Annotated in this window: 18 protein-coding genes; 5 read left to right on the top strand and 13 right to left on the bottom strand. The window is 67.2% G+C overall.

What is annotated here, in order from left to right:
- Positions 1-116: 116 nt before the first annotated feature.
- The 5 genes from LWW96_RS06955 to guaB all read right to left on the bottom strand — a co-directional run bounded on the left by LWW96_RS06955 (position 117) and on the right by guaB (position 5,069).
- A complete protein-coding gene (locus tag LWW96_RS06955; RefSeq protein ID WP_291485380.1) occupies positions 117-1,118 on the bottom strand; it encodes an acyltransferase family protein in 1,002 nt (333 codons plus the stop codon).
- A gap of 42 nt (positions 1,119-1,160) precedes the next feature.
- Positions 1,161-2,780 (bottom strand): glutamine-hydrolyzing GMP synthase, encoded by a 1,620-nt coding sequence (gene guaA, locus LWW96_RS06950; RefSeq protein ID WP_291485378.1) that lies wholly within the window; start codon positions 2,778-2,780, stop codon positions 1,161-1,163.
- Positions 2,781-2,792: 12 nt separating this feature from the next.
- Positions 2,793-3,227, bottom strand: coding sequence for a type II toxin-antitoxin system VapC family toxin (locus LWW96_RS06945; protein WP_291485376.1), 435 nt, complete (start codon positions 3,225-3,227; stop codon positions 2,793-2,795).
- Positions 3,224-3,484 carry a type II toxin-antitoxin system prevent-host-death family antitoxin gene (locus tag LWW96_RS06940; RefSeq protein ID WP_291485374.1) on the bottom strand — a complete coding sequence of 87 codons (261 nt, stop codon included), beginning with the start codon at positions 3,482-3,484 and terminating at the stop codon, positions 3,224-3,226. The genes LWW96_RS06945 and LWW96_RS06940 overlap by 4 nt, the downstream gene beginning before the upstream one ends.
- A gap of 109 nt (positions 3,485-3,593) precedes the next feature.
- Positions 3,594-5,069 carry an IMP dehydrogenase gene (gene guaB, locus LWW96_RS06935; RefSeq protein ID WP_291485372.1) on the bottom strand — a complete coding sequence of 492 codons (1,476 nt, stop codon included), beginning with the start codon at positions 5,067-5,069 and terminating at the stop codon, positions 3,594-3,596.
- Between the two features lie 271 nt (positions 5,070-5,340).
- Here guaB and LWW96_RS06930 point away from each other — a divergent pair, with 271 nt between their 5' ends.
- Entirely contained in the window at positions 5,341-5,859 is a 519-nt protein-coding gene (locus LWW96_RS06930) for a DUF4124 domain-containing protein (RefSeq protein ID WP_291485370.1), read from the top strand.
- 37 nt (positions 5,860-5,896) lie between these two features.
- Here LWW96_RS06930 and LWW96_RS06925 read toward each other — a convergent pair whose 3' ends face one another.
- Both LWW96_RS06925 and LWW96_RS06920 read right to left on the bottom strand, forming a co-directional pair.
- A complete protein-coding gene (locus LWW96_RS06925) occupies positions 5,897-6,253 on the bottom strand; it encodes an RnfH family protein (RefSeq protein WP_291485368.1) in 357 nt (118 codons plus the stop codon).
- Positions 6,246-6,686, bottom strand: coding sequence for a type II toxin-antitoxin system RatA family toxin (locus tag LWW96_RS06920; protein WP_291485366.1), 441 nt, complete (start codon positions 6,684-6,686; stop codon positions 6,246-6,248). Before LWW96_RS06920 ends, LWW96_RS06925 begins: the two co-directional genes overlap by 8 nt.
- Before the next feature lie 128 nt (positions 6,687-6,814).
- Between LWW96_RS06920 and smpB the strand changes: the two genes are divergently transcribed.
- The 4 genes from smpB to LWW96_RS06900 all read left to right on the top strand — a co-directional run bounded on the left by smpB (position 6,815) and on the right by LWW96_RS06900 (position 9,331).
- A complete protein-coding gene (gene smpB, locus LWW96_RS06915; RefSeq protein WP_291485364.1) occupies positions 6,815-7,288 on the top strand; it encodes an SsrA-binding protein SmpB in 474 nt (157 codons plus the stop codon).
- Positions 7,289-7,425: 137 nt separating this feature from the next.
- On the top strand, positions 7,426-7,821 hold the full coding sequence (locus tag LWW96_RS06910) for a hypothetical protein (protein WP_291485362.1): 396 nt from the start codon (positions 7,426-7,428) through the stop codon (positions 7,819-7,821).
- Positions 7,822-7,869: 48 nt separating this feature from the next.
- The gene (locus LWW96_RS06905; RefSeq protein WP_291485360.1) at positions 7,870-8,394 is read left to right on the top strand and encodes a sigma-70 family RNA polymerase sigma factor; all 525 of its coding nucleotides are present in this window, start codon (positions 7,870-7,872) and stop codon (positions 8,392-8,394) included.
- Positions 8,395-8,419: 25 nt separating this feature from the next.
- Positions 8,420-9,331 (top strand): anti-sigma factor, encoded by a 912-nt coding sequence (locus LWW96_RS06900; protein ID WP_291485358.1) that lies wholly within the window; start codon positions 8,420-8,422, stop codon positions 9,329-9,331.
- A gap of 13 nt (positions 9,332-9,344) precedes the next feature.
- Here LWW96_RS06900 and LWW96_RS06895 read toward each other — a convergent pair whose 3' ends face one another.
- From LWW96_RS06895 to infB, 6 genes are all read right to left on the bottom strand, one after another.
- Positions 9,345-10,439, bottom strand: coding sequence for an enoyl-CoA hydratase/isomerase family protein (locus LWW96_RS06895; protein WP_291485356.1), 1,095 nt, complete (start codon positions 10,437-10,439; stop codon positions 9,345-9,347).
- Positions 10,436-11,311 carry a DMT family transporter gene (locus LWW96_RS06890; RefSeq protein WP_291485354.1) on the bottom strand — a complete coding sequence of 292 codons (876 nt, stop codon included), beginning with the start codon at positions 11,309-11,311 and terminating at the stop codon, positions 10,436-10,438. Before LWW96_RS06890 ends, LWW96_RS06895 begins: the two co-directional genes overlap by 4 nt.
- Before the next feature lie 71 nt (positions 11,312-11,382).
- Positions 11,383-13,212 carry a translational GTPase TypA gene (typA, locus tag LWW96_RS06885; protein WP_291485352.1) on the bottom strand — a complete coding sequence of 610 codons (1,830 nt, stop codon included), beginning with the start codon at positions 13,210-13,212 and terminating at the stop codon, positions 11,383-11,385.
- Between the two features lie 19 nt (positions 13,213-13,231).
- Positions 13,232-14,212 carry a tRNA pseudouridine(55) synthase TruB gene (truB, locus tag LWW96_RS06880; protein WP_291485351.1) on the bottom strand — a complete coding sequence of 327 codons (981 nt, stop codon included), beginning with the start codon at positions 14,210-14,212 and terminating at the stop codon, positions 13,232-13,234.
- A complete protein-coding gene (gene rbfA / locus LWW96_RS06875; RefSeq protein ID WP_291485349.1) occupies positions 14,209-14,589 on the bottom strand; it encodes a 30S ribosome-binding factor RbfA in 381 nt (126 codons plus the stop codon). The genes truB and rbfA overlap by 4 nt, the downstream gene beginning before the upstream one ends.
- Before the next feature lie 24 nt (positions 14,590-14,613).
- The coding region (gene infB, locus LWW96_RS06870; protein WP_291485347.1) for a translation initiation factor IF-2 at positions 14,614-15,972 on the bottom strand (1,359 nt) is incomplete at its 5' end.

The raw sequence follows: 15,972 nt of genomic DNA, 5'->3' as shown, positions 1-15,972 counted from the left end.
GGACGATCTCCCAGGGGTCGCGCAGCGGTCTTTGCGGGAGGGGATGCCAGGCGCGGTGCGCAGCCAACAGCGCGGCTATTGGCAAGCGCCGCAACGCAGCAGACCGCAATACGTTCTTAGACCGTGCGGTGGAGCAGCGGCAGGCGCTGGAAGACCCAGGCCACGCCCAGCGAGCCCGCGAACACCACCGCGGCCAGCGCGGGCACCGACCACAGCGCGCCCCCTTGTTCCGGCTGCAGGCCCGCGCCGCGCAGCGACTCCAGCAGGATGGGGTGCACCAGATAGGCCCCCAGCGTCAACTGCGAGAGCTGCTGGGCGCCACGCGCCCACGCCCCCTCCCAGGTGCAGCGCTTGAATAGCAGCATCGCGCTCAGCGACATGGGAATGACCGTGGCACTCAGGTAGCCGTAGAAGTACAGGCCCTTGTCCAGCCCGTGGGCACGCCCCACCCCGTAGCAGCCCGCCGCCGTGGCGGCCACCGACAGCGCAAAGACGGCCGCCAGCCAGGGCATGGGCACGTCGCGCTGCGCCGTCCGCAGCAGGTAGCCGCAGAAGAAGTACGGCAGGTACGACAAGAACCAGTTGATGAACAGCCCCGCGCCGCCGCCGGTGGCAACACGGTGCCATTCGTTCACGCCGGCCAGCACGAACAAGGCGGCCACCAGCCACCACAGATCGCGCCGCGACGTGTGCCAGGCCACCACCCGTAAAAACGGCGTGAACAGGTACAAACACAGCAGCATGTACAGAAACCACAGGTGGTAGTGCGGCCACCCGCGTGCCACGCTCTGCAGCACGGCCGCCGGGCCCAGCTGGTCCCATGCGTGGCGGTAGTTCCAGAGGATGTACACCGCGCTCCAGAACAGCAGCGGCAGCGCAATCCGGGCTGCACGCTTACGGTAGAACGCCGCCAGGCTTTCGGCCTTGCGTGCGTCCAGCAGCAGCGCCCCGCTCACCATCACGAACACCGGCACGCACCACCGCACCAGGGCGTCGTACCCGTTGCCCGCCCACCAGGCCGCCGAGCCCAGCGGAGCCAGCGACACCACACTGGCGGCCGTGTGCAAAAGCACGACCGCCAGGATGGCAGCCACCCGCGCTACGTCAAGCCAGGCCATGGTCTGGGTGGTTCACTTGCGGTACCGCGCTGTGGAGGTTGATTACTCCCACTCGATGGTTGCCGGCGGCTTGCTGCTCACGTCGTAGGTCACGCGGTTGATGCCGCGCACCTCGTTGATGATGCGGCCCGACACCTTCTTGAGCAGCGCATAGGGCAGCTCGGCCCAGTCGGCGGTCATGAAGTCGCTGGTCTGCACGGCGCGCAGGGCCACCACGTAGTCGTAGGTGCGGCCATCGCCCATCACGCCCACGCTCTTGACGGGCAGGAACACGGTGAAGGCCTGGCTGGTGAGGTCGTACCAGGTCTTTCCCGTGGCCTCGTCGGTGAAGTTGCGCAGCTCTTCGATGAAGATCGCGTCGGCACGGCGCAGCAGGTCCGCGTATTCCTTCTTCACTTCGCCCAGGATGCGCACGCCCAGGCCGGGGCCGGGAAACGGGTGGCGGTAGACCATCTCGGGCGGCAGGCCCAGGGCCACGCCCAGTTCGCGCACCTCGTCCTTGAACAGGTCGCGCAGCGGCTCCAGCAGCTTCAGGCCCAGCTGCTCGGGCAGACCGCCCACGTTGTGGTGGCTCTTGATGGTGACGGCCTTCTTGCTCTTGGCGCCGCCGGATTCGATGACGTCGGGGTAGATGGTGCCCTGGGCCAGGAACGTTGCGCCCTTGTGGCCGCCGGTGCCGGCCTTGAGCTTGGCGGCCTCGGCCTTGAACACGTCGACGAACAGGCCGCCGATGATCTTGCGCTTTTGCTCGGGGTCGCTCACGCCGGCGAGCTTGGAGAGGAACAGTTCGCTCGCATCCACGCGGATCACCTTGGCGTGCAGCTTGCCTTCGAACATGTCCATCACCATGTCGCCCTCGTTCAGGCGCAGCAGGCCGTGGTCCACAAACACGCAGGTCAGCTGGTCGCCAATGGCGCGGTGGATCAGGGCTGCGGCCACGGACGAATCCACACCGCCGGAGAGACCCAGGATCACTTCCTCGTCGCCCACCTGGGCGCGGATGGCTTGCACGGCCTCGGCGATGTGGTCCTTCATCACCCAGTCGGGCTGCACGCCGCAGATGCCCAGCACAAAGCGCTCCAGCAGCGCCCGGCCCTGCACGGTGTGCGTGACTTCGGGGTGGAACTGCACGGCGTAGAAGCGGCGTTCTTCGTCGGCCATGCCGGCGATCGGGCAGCTGTCCGTGCTGGCCATGAGCTTGAAGCCCGGGGGCAGCTCGGTGACCTTGTCGCCGTGGCTCATCCAGACGTTGAGCATGCCGTGGCCTTCGGGCGTGGTGAAGTCGGCAATGCCCTTGAGCAGCGCGGTGTGGCCGCGGGCGCGCACGGCGGCGAAGCCGAACTCGCGCTTGTGGCCGCCCTCGACCTTGCCGCCCAGCTGGTGCGCCATGGTCTGCATGCCGTAGCAGATGCCCAGCACCGGCAGGCCCAGTTCGAACACGGCCTGGGGGGCCTTGTCGGTGGTTTCCTCGTACACGCTGGCGTGGCTGCCCGAGAGGATGACGCCCTTGAGCGAGCCGTCCTTGGCGTAGTCCCGCACCCAGTCGTCCGACACGTCGCAGGGGTGCACCTCGCAGTACACGTTGGCTTCACGCACACGGCGGGCAATGAGCTGGGTGACTTGCGAGCCGAAATCGAGGATGAGGATTTTCTGGTGTTGCATGGTGGTGGTCCGTCAGAGGCGGGAGAGGTCGAAAAGCGGGACGCCGCTGCGCTGGGCGGCTGCGATCTGGTGAGGGTCGAACGTGGCCAGGGGCAGCCGCAGCGAGCGCGCAAGCCACAGATAAGCGGCGTCAAAAGTAGGCAGGCCGGTTTCCAGCGCCACATCGAGCACGGCCTTGTGCTGGGCCGGGGCCAGCTCGTGCAGTTCCACGCGGTGGCGGATGGCTTCCAGCACGCCCCACAGGCCTTCGACCGAGGCGGACGGGATGCGGCCGCTGTGCACGCCGCTGCTGAGGAGGTTGCTGCACTCCCACTGCCAGAGGTTGGGCGCCTGGGGCTCCAGCTGGTCGCGGCGGATCAGCGTGTACAGGCGGCGCGTGTGCTCGCTGGCCGCATCGGGCAGGAGCCAGGCGGCGGTCACGGAGGCGTCGAGTACGAAGGCGGTCATGCGGCGGTCCGGCCCTTGCGGCGCAGGCTGTCGCTGCGGGAGGCGTCGGCCGCCGGGCGGATGCTGGCGTGCAACGCGTCGATCTGGCTCAGTTCGCGCGCAATCTGCTCGTCGGTGATGACCGGGCGGCGCCGCACCGGCAGCATGCGCACCACCTCTTTGCCGTGGCGGGTGATGCGCACTTCCTCGCCCTGCTCGACCAGCTCGATCAGGGCCGAGAACCGGCTCTTGGCTTCGTAGATACCGACGGATTGCATGGGTGCGCGGACCCCAAAAAAGAAAAGTCTGGCCTGAATGACAAATTCAGACCAGACTATAGCAGTCTGACCCGATTTTTTCAATCAGGCCAGATTGGACCGACAACGATCAGTCAGCGCGGTAGTTCGGCGCTTCCTTCGTAATTTGGACATCGTGCACGTGGCTCTCGCGGATACCGGCCGTGGTGATCTCGACGAACTCGGCCTTGTTGTTCATGTCCTCGATGGTGGCGCAGCCGCAGTAGCCCATGGAGGCGCGCACGCCGCCGGCCATCTGGTAGACGATGCTGACCATGGAGCCCTTGTAGGGCACGCGGCCTTCGATGCCTTCGGGCACCAGCTTGTCGGCGTTGGGGTTGCCCGTGCTCGACTCCTGGAAGTAACGGTCGGCACTGCCCTGCTGCATGGCGCCGATGGAGCCCATGCCGCGGTAGCTCTTGTAGCTGCGGCCTTGGTACAGGATCACCTCACCGGGGGCCTCCTCGGTGCCGGCGAACATGCCGCCCATCATCACGGTGCCAGCACCAGCGGCCAGGGCCTTGGCAATGTCACCGCTGTAGCGGATGCCGCCGTCCGCGATCAGCGGCACGCCCGTGCCCTTGAGGGCGGTGGCCACGCTGTCGATGGCCATGATCTGGGGCACGCCCACACCGGCCACGATGCGGGTGGTGCAGATGGAGCCAGGGCCAATGCCGACCTTGACCGCGTCGGCGCCGGCCTCGACCAGCGCCAGCGCAGCCGCGCCGGTGGCGATGTTGCCGCCGATCACGTCCACCTGCGGGTAGTTCTGCTTGACCCAGCGCACGCGGTCGATCACGCCCTTGCTGTGGCCGTGGGCCGTGTCCACCACGATGGCGTCCACACCCGCCTTGACCAGCGCTTCCACGCGCTCTTCGGTGCCCTCGCCCACGCCCACGGCAGCGCCCACGCGCAGGCGGCCTGCGGCGTCGCGTGCTGCGTTGGGGAAGCTGGTCTGCTTGGTGATGTCCTTCACCGTGATCAGGCCCTTGAGCTCAAAGGCGTCGTTCACGACCAGGATGCGCTCGAGCTTGTGCTTGTTGAGCAGCGCCTTCGCCTGGGCAGGCGAGGTGTGTTCCTTCTCGTTGACGGTGATGAGCTTCTCGCGCGGCGTCATGATCTGGTGGACCTTGACGTCGTAGCGCGTCTCGAAGCGCAGATCGCGGCCCGTGACGATACCCACCACCTTGCCGCCGTCGCACACCGGGAAGCCCGAGATGCCCAGCTGTTCGGACAGCTGCAGCACCTGCAGCACGGTGTGCTCGGGGGTGATGACCACCGGGTCGCGCAGCACGCCCGACTCATAGCGCTTGACCTTGGCCACGTGGGCGGCCTGTTCCTGCGCCGTGAGGTTCTTGTGCACGATGCCGATGCCGCCCTCCTGGGCAATGGCAATGGCCAGGCGCGCCTCGGTCACGGTGTCCATGGCGGCGGACACGAGCGGCAGGTTCAGCTGGATGTTGCGGGAGAGTTTCGTCGCGAGGGACGTGTCCTTGGGCAGGACCTGGGAGTACGCTGGCACCAGCAACACATCGTCGAAGGTGAGCGCTTTTCCGAGAAGGCGCATGAGAAAGCTCCAAAAAACGGATTGTACCCGCGCCAGGAAGCCGCCGGGCTGGGCGGGCCGAAAGCGAAAATCGACCCAGCGAGCGCAGTTTTCGGCGAACTTGCCGCCTCATGGCCGCAGCGAGGGGGCAACACGCCGGTGAAAAATGAGCCGCTGCGTTCGATTGCCAGCCGCCGATTCCAGGGCCGACAGGCTCCGCATGTGGCGAAAACGCGCCCATCCGTCCGCCCCGCGGTGGCAGGCGTGGGGGCAGATGGATAAACTTGGCCGCATGAAAATGCACAAGCTTCTCCTGCTGGCCGTGGCCTGCACCTGGGCCATGGGCGCGGCGGCGCAATGGCAGTGGATCGACAAGGACGGCCGCAAGGTCTTCAGCGACCGCCCGCCGCCGCAGGAGATTCCTGAAAAGAACATCCTCAAGCAGCCCAACCGGGGCCTGCCGCGCGCGCCGCAGGCCGATGCCTCGGTGCCGGCTGAGGCCGCTTCCGGCGCGTCCGCCCCTGCCCCCAAGCCCGCCGCCAGTGCGCCCGGCAAGGACAAGGCCCTGGAAGAAAAGAAGGCCCAGGCCGAGGCCGCTGAAGCCGCCAAGGTGAAGGCTGAAGAAGAACGCATCGCCAAGGCCAAGGCCGAAAACTGCACCCGCGCTCGCCAGGCCAAGGCGGCCCTGGATTCGGGCCGGCCCGTCACCCAGTCCAACGCCCAGGGCGAACGCATCTTCCTGGACGAAGCGGGCCTGGCTGCCGAAGCCAAGCGCATCGACGGGGTGATCGCCTCGGAGTGCAAGCGCTAAGCGCGCGCAAACGCACGGGCGCCCGCCAGCCTGTGCTTCAGTACCCCGCCTTGCCCCCCGGCCGCTGGCGGGCGAACAGGCCGGTGGAACGCGCGCCCTGCCGCGCAAAGCGCTCGCGGCGGGCCACCTTGGGGTCCACCACCAGCGGGCGGTAAACCTCCACGCGGTCCCCGTCCCGGACGGGGGCCTGCGCCGCCGCGGCGCGCCCCCAAATCCCCAGCGCCGGCTCGCCGTCCGGCGGCAGCGCCCAGCCGTGGGCCGTGGCGCAGGCCTGCAGCGCGTCGGCCACCGTGGCGCCTTCGGGCAGGTCCACCACGCCTTCCTGCGTATTCCGCGGCCCCAGGCACACCACGACGGTGACGCGCAGCGGGGGCCGGCCCTGCGGTTCAGCCATACACCTGCTCGGCACGCTTGACGAAGGCGTCCACCATGCTGCCGGCGATGCGGTCGAACACGGGTCCCACCAGCGCGGCCAGCGCGGCGCTGTCGAATCCGTAGTTCAGCAGCAGTTCCACCTTGCAGGCGCGCTGCGAGCCGTCACCCACCGGATGGAAATGCCAGTCTCCATCCAGGCGCGAGAAGGGCCCCTTGACCAGGTGCATCTGCACGCGGCGGCCTGCCTCGTGCGTGTTGCGCGTCACGAAGGTCTGGCGGATGCCGCTGAAGGCGATGCCCACCTCGGCGGTCATGCCGGTGTCGGTGCGCTCCAGCACGGCCGCGCGGTCGCACCACGGCAGAAACTGGGGGTAGTGTTCCACCCCGGTGACCAGGGAAAACATCTCTTCGGGGCTGTACCAGATGAGGACGGACTTGTGGACGGTTTTCATGCAGGAAGCTGGCGTGACGTCCTGCAGGGGCAAGGCGGGCCAGGGAACTAGAATCGCGGGTCTTTGAACGGCCACAATTGTATGTACGGAGACCTTTTGTCTCCCGCTGGAAGCCGCATCTGAACGCCATGGCCAAGAAACCCGACGCTCCCGCCCGCATTGCCGAGAACAAGAAGGCGGCATTCAACTATTTCTTCGAGGAACGCCACGAGGCGGGCATGGTGCTGCACGGCTGGGAAGTCAAGGCGCTGCGCGAGGGCAAGGTGCAGTTGACCGACGGCTACGTGCTGATCCGCGATGGCGAGCTGTACCTGCTGGGCTGCCTCATCCACCCGCTCAAGACGGCGTCCACCCACGTGAACCCGGAATCCGCGCGCACCAAGAAGCTGCTGCTCAAGAAGGACGAGATCAAGCGCCTGATCGGCAAGGTGGAGCAAAAGGGCTACACGCTGGTGCCGCTGAACCTGCACTGGAAGAACGGCTTCGTGAAGTGCGAGATCGCGCTGGCCAAGGGCAAGGCCGAGCACGACAAGCGGGACACCATCAAGGACCGCGAAGGCAAGCGCGAGGTGGAACGCGCGATGAAGAGCCGCAACCGCTGACCCCGGCACGGCCCACGCAGCGCAGTGCAGCGCGCGCTGCAGTTTTTTTCCGGCAAGACGGAATAAATCCCTGGGCCCATGTGTTTATCCGAGCGTCAGGCCCCCATTGCGGCCTGCACCCCGACCTGGAGAAACCCATGAAGAAATTGCAGCTTGTCCCGACGATCGCCCTCTCCCTGACATTGACGGTGCTTGCCGGCTGTGCCTCCGGGTATGGCGGCAGTGCACCTGCATCGCCCGTGAAAACCGTGGACGGCGTGCTGGTGGGCGCCAACGGCATGACGCTCTACACCTTTGACCGCGACGTGGCCGGCAGCGGCAAGTCGGTGTGCAACGGCCCGTGCGCGACCAACTGGCCGCCGCTGGTGGCCAGCACCGCGCCCGGCGGCGACTACACCCTGGTGACCCGCGACGACGGCAAGATGCAGCTGGCCTACAAGGGCAAGCCGCTGTACTACTGGGCCAAGGATGCCAAGCCCGGCGACAAGACGGGCGACGGCGTCAACCAGGTGTGGCACACGGCCCGGCCCTGACAAGCGCCTGCACCGGACCAGCGCCCGCCCTGCCCTCACGCCGCCCGGATGAACCGCGCCCAGGTCATCGAGCAACTGCCCGGCCTGCGCCGCTACGCGCGCATGCTGACGGGCGACGCCTGGGCGGCCGATGACCTGGTGCAGGACACGCTGGAGCGCGCGTGCAGCAAATGGCGGCTGTGGCGGCCCGGCAGCGACCTGCGCGCCTGGCTGTTCACCCTGATGCACAACCTGTACCTCAACCAGCGCCGGGCCGCGCCCACACTCGCGGCCGTGGACATTGACGAAGTGCAGGAGCACCTGCCGGGCGCCAGCGGCCCCGCCGACGAGGCGCTGCTGGACCTGGAGCGCTGCCTGCAGCGCCTGCCCGCCGAGCAGCGCGCCGTGCTTCTGCTGGTGACGGTGGAGGACATGGGCTATGAAGACACGGCGCGCATTCTGGCCATCCCCGTGGGCACGGTGATGTCGCGCCTCTCGAGGGCACGCACGCGGCTGGCGGCACTGATGGACCACACGCCCGCCGCCCGCCCCGCCGCGCGCCGCGAATCGCCCGGCCTGCGCCGCCTGAAGTAAAAACCCCCTGCCGCCCTGCCACGCCATGGACCCGAACAGCCGCCCCGCCGCCTGCACCGATGACGACCGCCTCGACGCCTGGCACGCGCTGGTGGACGGCCGGCTGCCGCCCGAGCAGGCGCAAGCCCTGCAGAACCAGCTGGCCGGCGATCCGGCGGCGCAGCAGACGCTGGCCCGCTGGCAGCAGCAGCGGGCACAGCTGCGGGCGCTGCACCAGGACCTGCAGCACGCCCCCGTGCCCGAGACGCTGTTGCAAGCCGCGCTGGCCGCCGTGGACGGGCAGGCACGGCAGCGCGCCGCCTGGTGGCGCTGGGGCGGCATGGCCGCCTCCGTGCTGGCAGCGTTCGGGCTGGGCTGGTCAGGACACGGCCACTGGGCCGCGCAGCGCGCAGGCACTGCCGCAACAACGAGTGCAGCGGCCGCACCCAGCGCGTCCGCGGGCTGGGTGGCCATGGCCCCGGCCCAGCGCTTCGCCCAGCAGGCCGCCGTGGCGCATGCCGTGTACCAGCCCGAGGTGCGCCACCCGGTGGAAGTGACGGCCGCACAGCAGGAGCACCTGGTGCAGTGGCTCTCCAAGCGGCTGGACCGCCCGCTCAAGGTGCCGGTTCTTGCCCCGCTGGGCTATGACCTGGTCGGCGGGCGGCTGCTGCCGGGCGACAGCGGGGCGCGCGCGCAGTTCATGTACCAGAACGGCGCAGGCCAGCGCATCACGCTGTACCTGGGTGCCCTGGCCTCCGCGGCCGCGCAGGCGCCCGGCCGGGGTGCGGAACACCCCGCCGGGCCGCTTCCAGAGGCCGCTTTCCAGTTCACGCAGGAGGGGCCGGTGCCCGGGTTCTACTGGGTGGACCAGGGTTTCGGCTATGCGCTGAGCGGGCAGCTGTCGCGGGCCGAACTGCTGGCGCTGGCAACCCGCGTCTACCAGCAGCTGCAGCCGTAATCGACAAAACCGCTCAGGCCAGCGACGCCAGCGGGTGCGCGTGCGCGGGCCAGGGGCTCACGAAGAACGGCGCCACCATCGCCGGCGTCACATCTTCGATGCGGGCCGGATTCCACTTTGGCGCGTGGTCCTTGTCCACGGCCAGGGCGCGGATGCCCTCCACCGTTTCGCTTTGGCCCGGGCGCAGGTAGAAGCAGTGGCGCACCATGTCGCGCTCCATGCGAAGGTCGTCGGCCAGGCCCATGCCGCGGGCGCGGCGGATCTGCTCCAGCACCACATGCAGCATCAGCGGCGAGCGCTTGCGCAGCGTGGCGGCGGTGCTGCGCGCCCAGTCGCTGTCGGCGGCTTCCAGGGCGGCGATGATCGCGCCCACGGTGGGCAGCGAGAAAATTTGGTCAATTTGGCCTCTAGCGCTTGTGTGGTGGGCGCCTGCAGCTACAAATTTTGAAGCAACAAAAGCCTGGACAGCTGCATCGTCCGCAAAGGTTTGCGTGGCCAGGGCGTCCCAGACAGCGGCCTGTTGGTCGGCGGGCAGGCAACCATCGGCCAGGCCGCTTTCCATGGCGTCGCCCGCGCCGATGGTGTCGCCCGTCAGCGCCAGCCACTCGCCGATATGGCCAGGGCAGCGGCTCAGGAAGTACCCACCGCCCACGTCGGGGAACAGGCCGATGGCCGTCTCGGGCATGGCCATCTTGGTGCGCTCGGTCACCACGCGCAGCGCGGCACCCTGGCTGATGCCCATGCCGCCGCCCATCACGATGCCATCCATGAAGGCGATGTAAGGCTTGGCGTAGTTGTGGATCAGGTGGTTGAGCGCGTATTCCTCGGTGAAGAAGTCTTCCAGCTGCGGGTTGCCCTGGCTGCCTGCCTGGTGCAGAAAGCGGATGTCGCCGCCCGCGCAGAAGGCGCCGAACGGCCCTTCCTTGTTGCTGCCCCGGATGGCCACGGCCAGCACGCGCGCATCGTTCTGCCAGGCGAGCAAGACGCCCATCAGCTCACGCACCATGCCCAGCGACAAGGCATTGAGCGCACGCGGGCGGTTCAGCGTGAGGAAGCCCACTTGCCCACGCACTTCGCTCAACACTTCCGGCACTACCGTCTCCGTCATTTTTGTTCCTTCCAACCTAACAGTTCATTGAAAACCAGCGCGCCAATCACGAGCGCGCCTCCCGTCAGCACCGCCGGGGCGGGCTTTTCGCCAGCACCCAGCCAGGCCAGCAGGATGCCAAAGATCACTTCCAGCAAGCCGAGCAGCGCCATCTCGGGCGCCTTGAGCACCCGGCCACAGCGCACGGCCAGCACGCAGGGAATCGCCAATTGCACCACGCCCAGCAGGGCCAGCAGCGCCAAGTCGTGCCCCGAAGCCTGGAACGGCATGGCCAGCGGCAGCGTGGCCACCACCGAGATCACCGCGCCCACCAGCACGGCGGGAACCAGGTCCACCGCGTGGCCGTGGCGTTGCGAGTGTTGCACGACCGTCCAGTTCACGGCGGCAGCCACCGGCACGCACAGGGCCACCAGCGTGCCAGCCCAGGGCAGGCCCGCCATCTGCGAGCCATACATCCACGCAATGCCCAGCCCCGCCAGCGCAATCGCCACCCAGGTGCGCGGCGCGATGCGGTGCCCGATGAACAGCCACGAGAACAGCGCCGTGAGCAGCGGGCCCACGGCCATCGTCACCAGCACATTGGCCACCGGCATCAACACCAGGGCCACCATGAACGCCGTGAACATCACGCTCCAGCACACGCCGGAGATCCACAGGGCCCGTCCGCTGTGCCGCATGGACGCAAACACCGCCCGGCCCTGCAGCGCGGGCAGGATGACCAGCAGCGACACCAGCGTGAAGAAGCTGCGCCAGAAGGTCACCTCAAAACTCGCCGCGTGCTCCAGGTGGCGCGTGACCACCCCGGCAATCGACCACATCAGGGTCACGGCCACCATCAGCAGCACGGCGCGGAAATGCGTGAGTTTCAACATGAGGTTCCGGACATTTCAGACGGAAAAAAGGCCACTGCGTGGCAGTGGCCCTTTCAGAAGCGCTGAGCTTATCAAGAACGGGCGGCGCGCTTGCGCTCGTTTTCCGTCAAGTGGCGCTTGCGCAGGCGCACGGACTTGGGCGTGATCTCGACCAGCTCGTCGTCCTCGATGAACTCCACGCCGTATTCCAGCGTGAGGTCGATCGGGGGCGTGATCTTGATCGCGTCTTCCTTGCCGGACACGCGGAAGTTGGTCAGCTGCTTGGTGCGGGTGGCGTTCACCACGAGGTCGTTGTCGCGGCTGTGGATGCCGACGATCATGCCTTCGTACACCGGGTCGTTGGCCTTCACGAACATGCGGCCGCGGTCGTCCAGCTTGCCCAGGGCGTAGGTGAAGATTTCACCGTCGTCCATGGAGATCAGCACGCCGTTCTTGCGGCCGCCGATGTCGCCCTTGTGCGGCTCGTAGCCGTCGAAAATGTTGCTGATGAGGCCCGAGCCGCGCGTCAGGTTCAGGAACTCGTTGGTGAAGCCGATCAGGCCCCGGGCCGGGATGCGGTACTCCAGGCGCACGCGGCCACGGCCGTCCGGCTCCATGTTCACCAGCTCGCCCTTGCGCTCGCCCAGGGCTTGCATCACGCCGCCTTGGTGGCCTTCTTCGATGTCGGCCGTCACCAGCTCGATAGGCTCGTGCTTCACGCCATCGATGTCCTTGAACACCACGCGGGGCTTGGACACGGCCAGCTCGTAGCCTTCCCGGCGCATGTTTTCCAAGAGGATGGTCAGGTGCAGTTCACCGCGGCCCATCACTTCGAACACGCCTTCTTCGTCGGTTTCCTTCACGCGCAGGGCCACGTTGTGCTGCAGTTCCTTTTGCAGGCGGTCCCAGATCTGGCGGCTGGTCACGAACTTGCCTTCGCGGCCGGCCAGGGGCGAGGTGTTCACGCAGAAGTTCATGGTCAGCGTGGGCTCGTCCACCTTCAGCATGGGCAGCGGTGCGGGGTTGGCCGGGTCGGTCACGGTCACACCGATGCCGATGTCTTCAATGCCGTTGATCAGCACGATGTCGCCGGGGCCGGCCAACGGCGTCTGCATGCGGTCCAGGCCCTGGAAGGTCAGCACCTGGTTCACACGGCCCTTGGTGGTCTTGCCGCCGGGGCCTTCCATGACGATCACGTCCTGCATGGGCTTCAAAGTGCCCTGGCTGATACGGCCCACGCCGATGCGGCCCACGAAGGTGGAGAAGTCCAGCGCCGAGATCTGCAGTTGCAGCGGCGCATTGGCGTCGCCGGTGTTCGGCGGCACGTGCTTGAGGATGGTGTCGAACAGGGCCGACATGTCGGGGCCCCACTGCTCACCGGGAGCGCCCTCTTCCAGCGACGACCAGCCGTTGATGCCCGAGGCGTACACGACCGGGAAATCCAGCTGTTCATCGGTGGCACCCAGCTTGTCGAACAGGTCGAACGCAGCGTTGACCACCTTGTCGGGGTTGGCACCGGGCTTGTCCACCTTGTTCACCACCAGGATGGGGCGCAGGCCCAGGGCCAGGGCCTTCTTGGTCACGAAGCGCGTCTGGGGCATGGGGCCTTCCTGCGCGTCGATCAGCAGCACCACGCTGTCCACCATGGACAGGGCACGCTCCACTTCGCCGCCGAAGTCCGCGTGGCCGGGGGTGTCCACGATGTTGATGTGCGTGCCCTTCCAGCTCACGGCGCAGTTCTTGGCCAGGATGGTGATGCCACGCTCTTTTTCGATCGCGTTGTTGTCCATCACGGTATCGACGACCTTTTCGTGGTCGGCGAAGGTGCCGGACTGGCGCAGCAGCTGGTCCACCATGGTGGTCTTGCCATGGTCCACGTGGGCGATGATGGCGATGTTGCGGATTTGTTTGGTCGTCGTCATAGTTTTTCCAATGTGCCGCTTAACTCGTGTGTAGGCGCGGCGTGCCTTCCAGAATCTGTTGAATTTCCAGCGGGGACAGCAGCCGGTCTGGTATCAGCTCGCCCCCCGCGATGTGCCCCACGCCCAGCAGTGCGCGCGGCTCGTCGCCAAACACCGCCACGGCGGGCGCGTCCGGCCACGGCCCGCGCCGGCGCACGCCGGACAGGAACCGGGCCGCATTGTCGCTGTCCAGCGTGACACGCACATGCTGTGCCAGCAGCGATTCGGCCGGTTCCAGCGCCGCGGTGCGCGCGGCCTCGTCCATGGCCTCCAGCGCCGCCAGGGTGATGCAACGCTCCACCCCCAGCCCGCCAGTGTCGATGCGGCGCAAGAACACCAGGTGCGCACCGCAGCCCAGCGCGGCACCGATGTCCTCGCCCAGCGTGCGGATGTAGGTGCCCTTGCTGCAAGTAACTATCATTTTGATAGCTGGTAGCGCTTGCTCAGTCTGCGTCAGGGCCAGTTTCAATGCATGAATCACCACGTCGCGCGCGGGCCGCTCCACGGAAATGCCGGCACGTGCGTACTCGTAAAGGGCCTTGCCGTCCTTCTTGAGCGCGCTGTGCATGGGCGGCACCTGCCGGATCGGGCCGGTGAACTGCTGCTGCACAGCCGCCAGGCGGTCCGGGGTGAGCTGTGCGGGGTCGACCTCGCGGCGCTCCAGCACTTCGCCCTCGGCGTCGCCGGTGGTGGTGGTCACGCCCAGCAGGGCAACGGCCTCGTAGGTCTTGGGCGCATCGAGCTGCAGCTGGCTGAACTTGGTGGCCGCGCCAAAACACAGCGGCAGCACGCCGCTGGCCAGCGGGTCCAGCGTGCCGGTGTGGCCGGCCTTTTCGGCGCGCAGCAGCCACTTCGCCTTTTGCAAGGCGTCGTTACTGGACAGGCCCAGGGGTTTGTCGAGCAGCAGCACTCCGTGCACCGGGCGCCGCTGCACCCTGGTGCGGGGAGCGCGCTCGGTCATGCGTCCTCGCCGTCTTTGGAGCGGGAAGCCACGGCGCGCGCAATCAGCGCATTCATGTCGGCCGCCCGTTCGGTGGTGCGGTCGAACACGAAGTGCAGCGTGGGCACCGTGTGGATGTGCAGGCGCTTGAACAGGCCGTTGCGCAGGAAGCCGGCGGCCTGGTTCAGCGCCGCCTGGGTTTCCTCCGGGTCGCCGGTCAGCAGGCTGAAGAACACCTTGGCATGCGCGTAGTCGGGCGTCACCTCCACGCCCTGCAGCGTCACCATGCCCACGCGCGGGTCTTTCAACTCGCGCGCGATCAGCTCCGTCAGATCACGCTGGATCTGATCGGCCACCTTGAAGGAACGATTGGGCGTGGAGGACTTTTTCGCAGCCATGTTGTCGCTTGTATCCCGTGCGCCTTACAGCGTCCGCGCGATTTCCTTGATCTCGAAGAACTCCAGCTGGTCGCCCTCTTTGATGTCGTTGTAGTTGCGCAGCTTGATACCGCACTCGAAGCCTTCCTTGACTTCCTTGACATCGTCCTTGAGGCGGCGCACGGACTCGACTTCGCCGGTGTAGATGACCACGTTGTCGCGCAGCAGGCGGAACTTGCAGTTGCGCGTGACCTGGCCGGACGTGACGTACGAACCCGCCACGGTACCGATCTTGGACGCCACGAACACGGTGCGGATCTCGGCCGTACCGATGGCTTCTTCGCGCTGCTCAGGGGCCAGCATGCCGGACATGGCCGCCTTCAACTCATCCACGGCGTCGTAGATGATGTTGTAGTAGTGCAGATCCACGTCGCTCGACTCGGCCAGCTTGCGCGCACCGGCGTCGGCACGCACGTTGAAGCCGATCACGATGGCCTTGGAGGCAATCGCCAGGTTCACGTCGGACTCGCTGATGCCGCCCACGCCCGCATAGACCAGCTGCACGCGGATCTCGTCGGTGGAGAGCTTGAGCAGCGAGGCTGCCAGCGCTTCCTGCGAGCCTTGCACGTCCGCCTTGATGATGATGGGCAGGGTCTGCACCTCGCCTGCAGTCATCTCGTTGAACACGTTTTCCAGCTTGGCGGCCTGTTGCTTGGCCAGCTTGGTGTTGCGGAACTTGCCGGCACGGTAGGTCGCGATTTCGCGCGCACGGCGCTCGTCGGACAGCACCATGAACTCGTCGCCCGCCTGCGGCACGTCCGACAGGCCCTGGATTTCCACCGGAATGGACGGGCCCGCCGTCTTGGCCGGCTTGCCGTTTTCGTCCAGCATGGCGCGCACGCGGCCGGAGGTCTGGCCGGCCAGCACCACATCGCCCACCTTCAGCGTACCGGACTGCACCAGCACCGTGGCCACCGGGCCGCGGCCCTTGTCCAGCTGCGCTTCGATCACCAGGCCCTTGGCCAGGGCATCCACCGGGGCCTTGAGCTCCAGCACTTCGGCCTGCAGCAGCACCTGCTCCAGCAGTTCGTCGATGCCCATGCCGGTCTTGGACGACACGGCCACGAACGGCGAATCGCCACCGTATTCTTCGGGCACCACTTCCTCGACCACCAGCTCCTGCTTCACGCGCTCGGGGTTGGCATCGGGCTTGTCGGCCTTGGTGATGGCCACCACGATCGGCACCTTGGCTGCCTTGGCATGCTTGATGGCTTCCTTGGTCTGGGGCATGACGCCGTCGTCAGCCGCCACCACCAGAATGACGATGTCGGTAGCCTGGGCACCACGGGCACGCATGGCCGTGAAGGCCTCGTGACCGGGGGTGTCGAGAAACGACACCATGCC

The sequence above is a fragment of the Acidovorax sp. genome (assembly GCF_021287135.1).
Taxonomy (GTDB): Bacteria; Pseudomonadota; Gammaproteobacteria; order Burkholderiales; family Burkholderiaceae_C; genus Acidovorax.
The sequence above is the reverse complement of the archived record's forward strand: the minus strand, read 5'-3'. Positions and strand labels throughout refer to the sequence as shown.

What these genes read in the sequence shown, in the direction of transcription:
- LWW96_RS06955 (WP_291485380.1), bottom strand. Translation starts at nt 1,118, where the DNA reads ATGGCCTGGCTTGACGTAGCGCGGGTGGCTGCCATCCTGGCGGTCGTG.
- guaA (WP_291485378.1), bottom strand. Translation starts at nt 2,780, where the DNA reads ATGCAACACCAGAAAATCCTCATCCTCGATTTCGGCTCGCAAGTCACC.
- LWW96_RS06945 (WP_291485376.1), bottom strand. Translation starts at nt 3,227, where the DNA reads ATGACCGCCTTCGTACTCGACGCCTCCGTGACCGCCGCCTGGCTCCTG.
- LWW96_RS06940 (WP_291485374.1), bottom strand. Translation starts at nt 3,484, where the DNA reads ATGCAATCCGTCGGTATCTACGAAGCCAAGAGCCGGTTCTCGGCCCTG.
- guaB (WP_291485372.1), bottom strand. Translation starts at nt 5,069, where the DNA reads ATGCGCCTTCTCGGAAAAGCGCTCACCTTCGACGATGTGTTGCTGGTG.
- LWW96_RS06930 (WP_291485370.1), top strand. Translation starts at nt 5,341, where the DNA reads ATGAAAATGCACAAGCTTCTCCTGCTGGCCGTGGCCTGCACCTGGGCC.
- LWW96_RS06925 (WP_291485368.1), bottom strand. Translation starts at nt 6,253, where the DNA reads ATGGCTGAACCGCAGGGCCGGCCCCCGCTGCGCGTCACCGTCGTGGTG.
- LWW96_RS06920 (WP_291485366.1), bottom strand. Translation starts at nt 6,686, where the DNA reads ATGAAAACCGTCCACAAGTCCGTCCTCATCTGGTACAGCCCCGAAGAG.
- smpB (WP_291485364.1), top strand. Translation starts at nt 6,815, where the DNA reads ATGGCCAAGAAACCCGACGCTCCCGCCCGCATTGCCGAGAACAAGAAG.
- LWW96_RS06910 (WP_291485362.1), top strand. Translation starts at nt 7,426, where the DNA reads ATGAAGAAATTGCAGCTTGTCCCGACGATCGCCCTCTCCCTGACATTG.
- LWW96_RS06905 (WP_291485360.1), top strand. Translation starts at nt 7,870, where the DNA reads ATGAACCGCGCCCAGGTCATCGAGCAACTGCCCGGCCTGCGCCGCTAC.
- LWW96_RS06900 (WP_291485358.1), top strand. Translation starts at nt 8,420, where the DNA reads ATGGACCCGAACAGCCGCCCCGCCGCCTGCACCGATGACGACCGCCTC.
- LWW96_RS06895 (WP_291485356.1), bottom strand. Translation starts at nt 10,439, where the DNA reads ATGACGGAGACGGTAGTGCCGGAAGTGTTGAGCGAAGTGCGTGGGCAA.
- LWW96_RS06890 (WP_291485354.1), bottom strand. Translation starts at nt 11,311, where the DNA reads ATGTTGAAACTCACGCATTTCCGCGCCGTGCTGCTGATGGTGGCCGTG.
- typA (WP_291485352.1), bottom strand. Translation starts at nt 13,212, where the DNA reads ATGACGACGACCAAACAAATCCGCAACATCGCCATCATCGCCCACGTG.
- truB (WP_291485351.1), bottom strand. Translation starts at nt 14,212, where the DNA reads ATGACCGAGCGCGCTCCCCGCACCAGGGTGCAGCGGCGCCCGGTGCAC.
- rbfA (WP_291485349.1), bottom strand. Translation starts at nt 14,589, where the DNA reads ATGGCTGCGAAAAAGTCCTCCACGCCCAATCGTTCCTTCAAGGTGGCC.